Here is an 8,157-nt window from a genome sequence, read left to right on the forward strand (position 1 = left end):
AGCATGACAAAGAAATGGCTATTATTAGTAGCTACGATTATTATCACTTTTGTACTATCAGCTTGTACAGCGAATGAGGATGCTGGAAAAGAACCAGAGAGTGATGGAGAAGGAGAGGGTACGGAAGAGGCAACAGGAGAGAAAATATTGCAACTGAATAATGGGGAAGAGCCAACATCATTTGATCCAGCAATCGGGTTTGATGCAGTATCTTGGAATGCTTTAAATAACTTATTAGAGGGATTAACACGATTAGGAGAGGATCATACACCTCAAGCAGCTATCGCTGAAAAATGGGATATATCGGAAGATGGAAAGACATATACCTTTTATTTACGCGAGAATGCAAATTGGTCTAATGGTGATCCAGTTGTAGCACAGGATTTTGTTTATGCTTGGAAAAGGCTTCTAGATCCTGAAACTGGTTCTTCCGCAGCCTTTTTAGGATACTTTATAAAAGGTGGAGAGGCGTTTAATAACGGAGAAGGTTCTGCTGATGATCTTGGATTAACGGCTGTTGATGAAAGGACATTTGAAGTAGAATTGGAAAATCCAACGGGTTATTTCCTGCATGTTGTTACTAACCCGGCTTTCTTTCCGGTGAATCACAAAGTGGCGGAGGAAAATCCAGAATGGCATGCAGAAGCAGAATCTTTCGTTGCAAATGGCCCATTTAAATTAGAGTCATGGAAACATGATAGCGAAATGGTATTTAAGAAAAACGAAGAATATTGGGATGCAGAGGCAGTGAAGCTGGATGGTGTACATTGGGCAATGGTTAATGATACGAATACGGAATACCAGATGTTTGAGCGTGGTGAGTTAGATTCAGCTGATATTCCAGCAGAGATGTCTGATCAACTTATTGACGGAGATAATGTCCAAATAGAAGAACAAGGTGGATTGGATTTTTATCGATTCAATGTAACCGAAGAGCCTTTCCAAAATGCAAAGATCCGTAAAGCGTTTGCGATGGCGGTTAACCGTCAGAATATTGCTGAGTTTGTAGTCAAAAATAAAGTAAAACCGGCATATGGATTTGTATCGCCAGGCTTTCAAAATCCGTCGGGAGACGATTTCCGTGACGTAAATGGTGAATTGGTAACGTTTGATCCAGAAGAGGCAAAGAAATTACTTGAAGAAGGTATGGAAGAAGAAGGATATGATGAGCTTCCAAAGGTTACCTTGTCTTATAACACAAGTGACGTAAATAAGGCAGTAGCAGAGTCACTTCAAGGTATGTTTAGTGAAAACCTTGGTGTTGAAGTGAATTTAGAAAACACAGAATGGAATGTATTCCAAGAAGATCAAAAGGCATTAAAGCACCAACTATCTCGTAGCTCCTTCTTATTTGATTATGCAGATCCAGTAAATTTTTTAGAAAGCTTTATTACAGGATCGTATATGAATCGAACTGGCTGGTCTAGCGAAAAGTACGATGAATTAATTGAAAATGCTAAGTCTGAAACTGACGAAGAAAAGCGTTGGGAATATATGTATAAAGCTGAGAAGCTTTTGGCAGAAGAAATGCCAGCATTTCCGATTCGCTACTATAATCAAGTAGAAGTTGTTCAAGAAGGTGTCTCCAACCTTTTGCGCCATCCGGTCGGTTATCTTGAGTTAAAACATACAGATAAGCAGTAAGCCATAAGGAAGGCTCAATTACAGATTAGATTGTATTTGAGCCCTTTCCTTTTTTACCCAGAGAACATGATGAACAGAAAGAAGGTTTGCTCATGATTCACCCTCCAAGGTTGAAGAAAGGAGATACGATTGGTGTGATTGCACCGGCTGGGCCTCCTGATCGAACTCGTTTACAAAAAGCTATATCCTTTTTTTTAAATATGGGACTTTGTGTGCAGTTGGGGAAACATATAGATAAGCGCAACGGTTATTTAGCAGGAACAGATAGTGAACGGCTTGAAGATTTACAGGATATGATTACGAACCCTGCTATTAAAGCTATTGTTTTCGCAAGAGGGGGGTATGGTTGTGCACGTATAACACCATACATTGATTTTGCTTGTATCAAAAAGCAACCAAAAATATTCTGGGGGTATAGTGATATAACTTATTTACATACTGCAATACGACAGCGTACAGGACTAATCACATTTCATGGTCCGATGCTTGCCTCCGATATCGGGAATGACGATTTTGATTATCTGTCTGCACGTATGTTTGAACAGCTTTTTCAGCCAACTACTTATACGTATACAGAGGAAATATCCCCATTGCATGTTATTGCTGAAGGGAATGCAAATGGTGAATTGGTAGGAGGGAATCTTTCACTATTAGTAAGCTCGCTGGGAACACCGTTTGAGATTGATACTACGAATCGATTGTTATTATTAGAGGATATAGGGGAAGAGCCCTATAGGATAGATAGCATGCTTAATCAATTGAAGCTTGCTGGAAAGTTAGAATCAGCAGCAGGCATTATTTTAGGTGATTTTGCTGATGCCAAGCCAAAAGTAACACCATCACTGCCTCTAGATAAGGTGTTTGACGATTATTTTAGAAAATTAGATATTCCAGTTATTTCGGGATTTAAAATTGGTCATTGTATGCCTCATATCGCTATTCCATTAGGGGTAGAAGCGTGTCTTTCCTCATATGATAAAAAGCTTATTGCCAAACCTGGTGTACAATAGTGAAAAGGAAAATGGAATGTTGGTTTTGAAATAGGCTAGAAACTAAACCTGATATACAGCTGTAGCGTAGCTCATTTAGAGCCAACCAATGTAACAAAAAATAATTTTAACGCTTTTATAAGAGAAAAGAAATCAATAGGAAGGCTAACCTATCATTCAATACAATAGATTACATGGGGACTTTACAGGTTTGGTAGCAATGAATTATCTATATGTACAAATGGAATTATCAAAATAAGAGAAAGGGGGCGCTTTGCTTGCCTAAACAAACGTTTGATCAAATTGATGCGTTCCAATGGGTTGCATCTGTTCAAGTAGCAACTGTCTGGACTTCGCCAGATTCTAGTAGAGAGATTGATACATTTGGAATAAGTACACCGACGGATATTGATAGATGGATAGAGACGCTTAGTTATGAGGATAAACTTGCCTTATGTGAGGACAATCGTGTGCAGACACAAGTATTGTATGGTGAACAAGTTTATGTTACAGAAATAAAAGGAGAATGGGCACATGTTGTAATTCCTTCTCAACCATCTTATAAAGATAAAAGGGGTTATCCTGGTTGGGTTCCTATTCATCAACTAAAACAAGTTGACAGATCGCTATGGGATCAAAAAAAGAGAGCTATGGTAATAAAGGATAAGTCATGGCTAACATATGAGGGCAAAAATCATGATTTTAAATTAAGCTATTTAACCACTTTACCGGTACATGATGTGTATGAAGATCGTGTACAAGTGCAAACGCCTCATGGAAAGGGTTATCTAGATTTAAGTGATGTTCATATTTTTTCTACATCTGATGGATTGGAACAAGGGACAGGAAAATCGATTGTTAAAGCAGTAGAAGCTTATACAGGATTAAATTATTTCTGGGGCGGTATGAGTTCATTTGGCTATGATTGCTCTGGTCTAGCATATGCTGCACACAAAGCCAATGGCTATTTAATTGCTAGAGATGCTGGAGATCAGGCTAATGATGGAATAGAAGTTAGAGTGGACGAACTACAACCAGGAGATTTACTATTTTTTGCATATCAAGAAGGAAGCGGTACGATTCACCATGTTGGAATATATTACGGAGATGGGAAAATGCTGCATTCTCCACAAACTGGCAAAGGTACTGAGATAATAGCGATTAAAGACACAAAATATGAGAAGGAGTTATGTACTGCTAGGCGGTATTGGCTCAACACTGAGGAGAATCATAATGGATGACAAGATATTAGAAGTACTTCACCTAAAGAAGCATTTTACAGTTGGAAAAGGTCAAGTTCTCCAAGCGGTAAATGATGTTACATTTAACGTGAAAAGAGGAGAGACATTCGGTCTTGTTGGTGAGTCAGGCTGTGGGAAATCTACGATTGGTCGTACAATTCTTGGACTATATGATAAGACAGATGGAGATGTTTTATATGATGGTAGGAATGTACATGACTTGAATGAGAAAGATAGATTTCAATTTTACCGTCGTATGCAGATGATATTTCAGGATCCTTACGCTTCACTAAATCCCAGGTCTACTGTTAAAGAAGTAATTTCCGAACCAATGGAAATACACAACATATATAGAGATAAAAAGGAGCAACTAAACAGGGTTTATCAACTTTTGGAAGAGGTGGGACTTAATCGAGATCATGCAAATCGTTATCCTCATGAATTTAGTGGTGGCCAGCGCCAGCGCATTGGAATTGCACGTGCATTAGTACTGGAACCAGATTTTATTATTGCCGATGAACCGATTTCTGCATTGGATGTATCTGTACAAGCGCAAGTGGTAAATTTATTAAAAGCGTTGCAGATTCAAAAAGGATTAACCTTCTTATTTATTGCTCATGATTTATCTATGGTAAAGCAAATTTCTGACCGAATTGGAGTGATGTATTTAGGTCATTTAGTAGAGCTCACAGAAAGTACAACATTGTATGATGATCCACTTCACCCCTACACGAAAGCACTGCTTTCAGCAATTCCCATTCCGGATCCGGATATTGAAGAAGCAAGAGAGCGGATCATTTTAAAAGGTGAGTTGCCGAGCCCGATTAATCCTCCATCTGGTTGTGTTTTTCGAACGCGTTGCCCAATGGCAATGGAGATTTGTTCCAAGACCAAGCCAGCTTGGCAAGAAGTAACACAAGATCACTATGTAGCATGTCACTTATATGATGAAACAGTGGAAAATAAAGAACCTGTTAAGAGCTTAATCAGAAACTAATGGAATCGTTTTATCCCACATATAAACGGCAGCAAGACCCTACTTTATTTAGGTCATAGAATTAGGAGTTGAAGAATGAATTCAATAAGTGTGAAGGAACTAAATACAACTACTGAAATTATGGAAGCATATCCCATAATGAAACAATTAAGAACACATCTAGATGAGCAGACATATAAAAGCTTAGTTATAGACGCCATGAAATATGATCACTATAAATTGATGGCATTACTTGAGCTAGGAAAGATAGTTGGAGTTATCGGATTCAAGCCAATGATCACGTTATATTACGGAAAATTCGTCTGGATTTGTGATTTGGTTGTTGATGATGATAAACGATCAATGGGATATGGGGAGAAATTACTCACGTATGTTCATCAATGGGCTAAAGAAAATAAATACAAAACAATTGCTTTATCATCAGGTATTCAAAGGGATGCTGCCCATCGATTTTATGAAAACATAATGAACTATGAAAAAGTAAGCTATGTCTTTAAATCGTCATTCTGAGAAACATAACTAATGGAATTACCTAGTTATATTAATGTATAGGTAAGGAGAAGGTATTTATCAATAATTAGAATTATTGGAAAACTTGAGAGCGTCTCAGGTTTTTTATTTTTAGGTTCTATTGTTTTCATTCGGTGTATAGATTTAATAGTAGGAATGCTAGATTAAATGACTTGGAAGGGGGAAGGTAATGAAAAAAAGCCAATACCAACAAAAGAGCGGGCTGAAAGATTGGAAGAAGCGTAATTCTTCATTGTTAAAGAAAATTAAAGAGAAGCAACGAGCCTCGTATAAAAACAAAAAGCTTCCTAGTAAGCAGCCTGTTAAAAACAAGCTCTTACCGATTAAATCTAAAAAGCCGTATTTTTTAACAAAACCACCAAAGCAGCCATCAAAGTGGAAAATTCCTGTGATGTTCCTATTGTCTACTTTAATAATAATCATTTTGGTTGTTCCAACATTAATTGTTGTTCCATTTGCCAAGGGGGATCGGCAAGAAGGAGCTACCCCTACAGAGAATGAAACTACAGCACAAGTTGAATTAGGCTCCTCTCCCTTTTCAGTATCGGTAATGAGGTCGGCTTCCGATAAAGTAGAAGGTATTCCACTAGAAGAATATGTTGTTGGAGTAGTGGCCTCAGAGATGCCTGCAGATTTTGAGAAAGAGGCACTGAAGGCACAGGCTCTTGCTGCAAGAACATATATAGTAAACTATAAGCTTCATGGTAATGAGGAAGAGTCAAAGAAATCAGATGTTACAGATACGGTGCAGCATCAAGTATACAAAGATGAGTATCAGCTTCAAAAGCAATGGGGAAGTGACTTTAATTGGAAGATAAATAAAGTAAAGAAAGCGGTGCTCGAAACAGAGGGAGAAATATTAACGTATAAAGATGCACCAATTACTCCCGCATTTTTTTCAACGAGTAATGGTTATACAGAGAATTCCGAGGATTACTGGGAAAATGAACTTCCCTATTTAAGGAGTGTTGCTAGTCCTTGGGATAAAGAATCTCCAAAATATTTAGATCAAAAGACATTCTCCTCTGATCAATTAGAAAAAGCACTAGAGCTAGATTTTTCTAATAAAACTCCGTTACCCATTCAATTAACACGAACCGATAGTAAACGAGTAGAGGAGATAGAAATTGCTGGACAAAAATTCTCAGGAAGGGATATACGTGAGAAGCTAGATTTACGATCAAGTGATTTTACGGTAGAGCAAAAAAACAATCATTTTATCTTTACTACGAAAGGCTTTGGCCATGGAATAGGCATGAGTCAATATGGCGCAAATGGAATGGCTAAAGACGGAAAATCATATAAAGATATTGTGCAATATTATTATCAGAATGTACAAATAAGTACTGTAGATAATATAGCTCCAACCCTCGTTGCAAAATAAGCGGGGGTTTTTATGCATGTATCATTTTTCCAGTTGTCATGAATTCATAAATTCATTTAATTTCCCCATTATTTTATAAAAAATGCATTAATTCTCAAAATATTTTTTTGAAAATGTATAGAAATTCCTTTTTCTGATCAGAATGGTTGTTGAGGTGATGATCTTATGAAAGAGGAAAACAAAGGTGCTTCAAAAAATAAGTGGAGCCGAATTTTTCGCAAGAAGTGGTTTTTTCCAGCTGTTTATTTAACAATTGCCGCTGTATTGTTATCTGTTGTAGTATGGTATCAAAATATGGATAATCAAGTTCCAGACGCACAGGAAGAGAATGGTGAATACATTCCATCTCATGATCAAGAAGCAGAACCAGTTTTGGATCAGCAAGAGGTTATTCAAATGCCAGTAACAAACCAAGAAGAAGCAGAAATCGTAACTAAATTTTATGATCCTGATGCAGAACAAGAGGAACTTGAGAAAGCTTTAATTCTGTATAACAACAAATACTACCAAAGTGATGGTGTAGATATTGCATCAGCAAATGGTGAGACATTTGATGTAGTTGCAGCACTGAGTGGGACAATACAAGAAGTAAAAAAGGACCCATTGCTTGGTAATGTTGTCATACTTTCACATGAGAATGAGGTAATGACATACTATGCTAGCCTTGAAGAAGTAAGTGTGAAAAAAGGTGCAGAAGTAAAACAGGGTGATAAGCTTGGTACAGCAGGTAAAAATGTATTTGGTAAGGACAGTGGAACACATGTCTATTTTGAATTAAGAAAAGATGGCAACAAAGTTAATCCAGAAGCATTCTTTAATCAACCAGTTAGTGCTCTTCATAGCATTACAGAGGAAGCTTCTGAAGAAGCGGAGTCTACAGAGGATGCGGAGAATTCTGCAGATGAAGAAGGTAAACAGGAAGAAAATGAACAGGTAGATGACACTTCCGAAGAGCAGCCGAAGGAAGATGAGAATAACGAGGAAGACTCAGGATCTGATGTAAACGATGAGCAAAAACAAAATGAGCAAGACTCGGATGCTACATCTGATGCTTCCGAAAGTGCATAAGAACAGTGTAAACATATAAACCCAGCTCTCACAGCTGGGTTTTTTCTTAAAAGTTAAGAAAGTATAAAATCAGCGCAATGACTGCTTTAAGCCAAGTAGTTATTTTGAAATGTTTGATGTATATTGGCAATGCTCCGACGAATTACTTCGCTTTCCGCGGGCACGGCCTTAACTAACTTTGCAAAGAAGAACACGTTGCAAAGTGGATTTTCGGCTCGCGCAATTCCCGCAGGGGAGTCTACGTAATTCGTCTCCGCTATGAGAAGGTGCAACAATTCTTGTCATAAGTAATAGGTTGACTTT

At 37.7% G+C, this 8,157-nt stretch carries 7 protein-coding genes; all 7 read left to right on the plus strand.

The genetic code is table 11. The annotated features are described in order from the left end of the window. The first annotated feature begins 3 nt into the window (after positions 1-3). The 7 genes from ABDZ84_RS13985 to spoIIQ all read left to right on the plus strand — a co-directional run bounded on the left by ABDZ84_RS13985 (position 4) and on the right by spoIIQ (position 7,854). The gene (locus ABDZ84_RS13985; protein ID WP_343781946.1) at positions 4-1,644 is read left to right on the plus strand and encodes a peptide ABC transporter substrate-binding protein; all 1,641 of its coding nucleotides are present in this window, start codon (positions 4-6) and stop codon (positions 1,642-1,644) included. 92 nt (positions 1,645-1,736) lie between these two features. Then, the gene (locus ABDZ84_RS13990) at positions 1,737-2,654 is read left to right on the plus strand and encodes a S66 peptidase family protein (RefSeq protein WP_281949997.1); all 918 of its coding nucleotides are present in this window, start codon (positions 1,737-1,739) and stop codon (positions 2,652-2,654) included. A gap of 257 nt (positions 2,655-2,911) precedes the next feature. After that, positions 2,912-3,874 carry a C40 family peptidase gene (locus ABDZ84_RS13995; RefSeq protein ID WP_205389105.1) on the plus strand — a complete coding sequence of 321 codons (963 nt, stop codon included), beginning with the start codon at positions 2,912-2,914 and terminating at the stop codon, positions 3,872-3,874. After that, positions 3,867-4,871 (plus strand): ABC transporter ATP-binding protein, encoded by a 1,005-nt coding sequence (locus ABDZ84_RS14000; RefSeq protein WP_343781951.1) that lies wholly within the window; start codon positions 3,867-3,869, stop codon positions 4,869-4,871. The genes ABDZ84_RS13995 and ABDZ84_RS14000 overlap by 8 nt, the downstream gene beginning before the upstream one ends. Positions 4,872-4,946: 75 nt before the next feature. Continuing rightward, positions 4,947-5,381 (plus strand): GNAT family N-acetyltransferase, encoded by a 435-nt coding sequence (locus tag ABDZ84_RS14005; RefSeq protein ID WP_121603952.1) that lies wholly within the window; start codon positions 4,947-4,949, stop codon positions 5,379-5,381. A 190-nt stretch (positions 5,382-5,571) separates the two neighbouring features. Beyond that, the gene (gene spoIID, locus ABDZ84_RS14010) at positions 5,572-6,786 is read left to right on the plus strand and encodes a stage II sporulation protein D (protein WP_051388413.1); all 1,215 of its coding nucleotides are present in this window, start codon (positions 5,572-5,574) and stop codon (positions 6,784-6,786) included. A gap of 165 nt (positions 6,787-6,951) precedes the next feature. After that, positions 6,952-7,854 (plus strand): stage II sporulation protein SpoIIQ, encoded by a 903-nt coding sequence (spoIIQ, locus tag ABDZ84_RS14015; protein WP_121603951.1) that lies wholly within the window; start codon positions 6,952-6,954, stop codon positions 7,852-7,854. The last annotated feature ends 303 nt before the right edge of the window (positions 7,855-8,157 follow it).

The sequence above is a fragment of the Virgibacillus salarius genome (assembly GCF_039521925.1).
Lineage (GTDB): Bacteria > Bacillota > Bacilli > Bacillales > Amphibacillaceae > Virgibacillus > Virgibacillus salarius.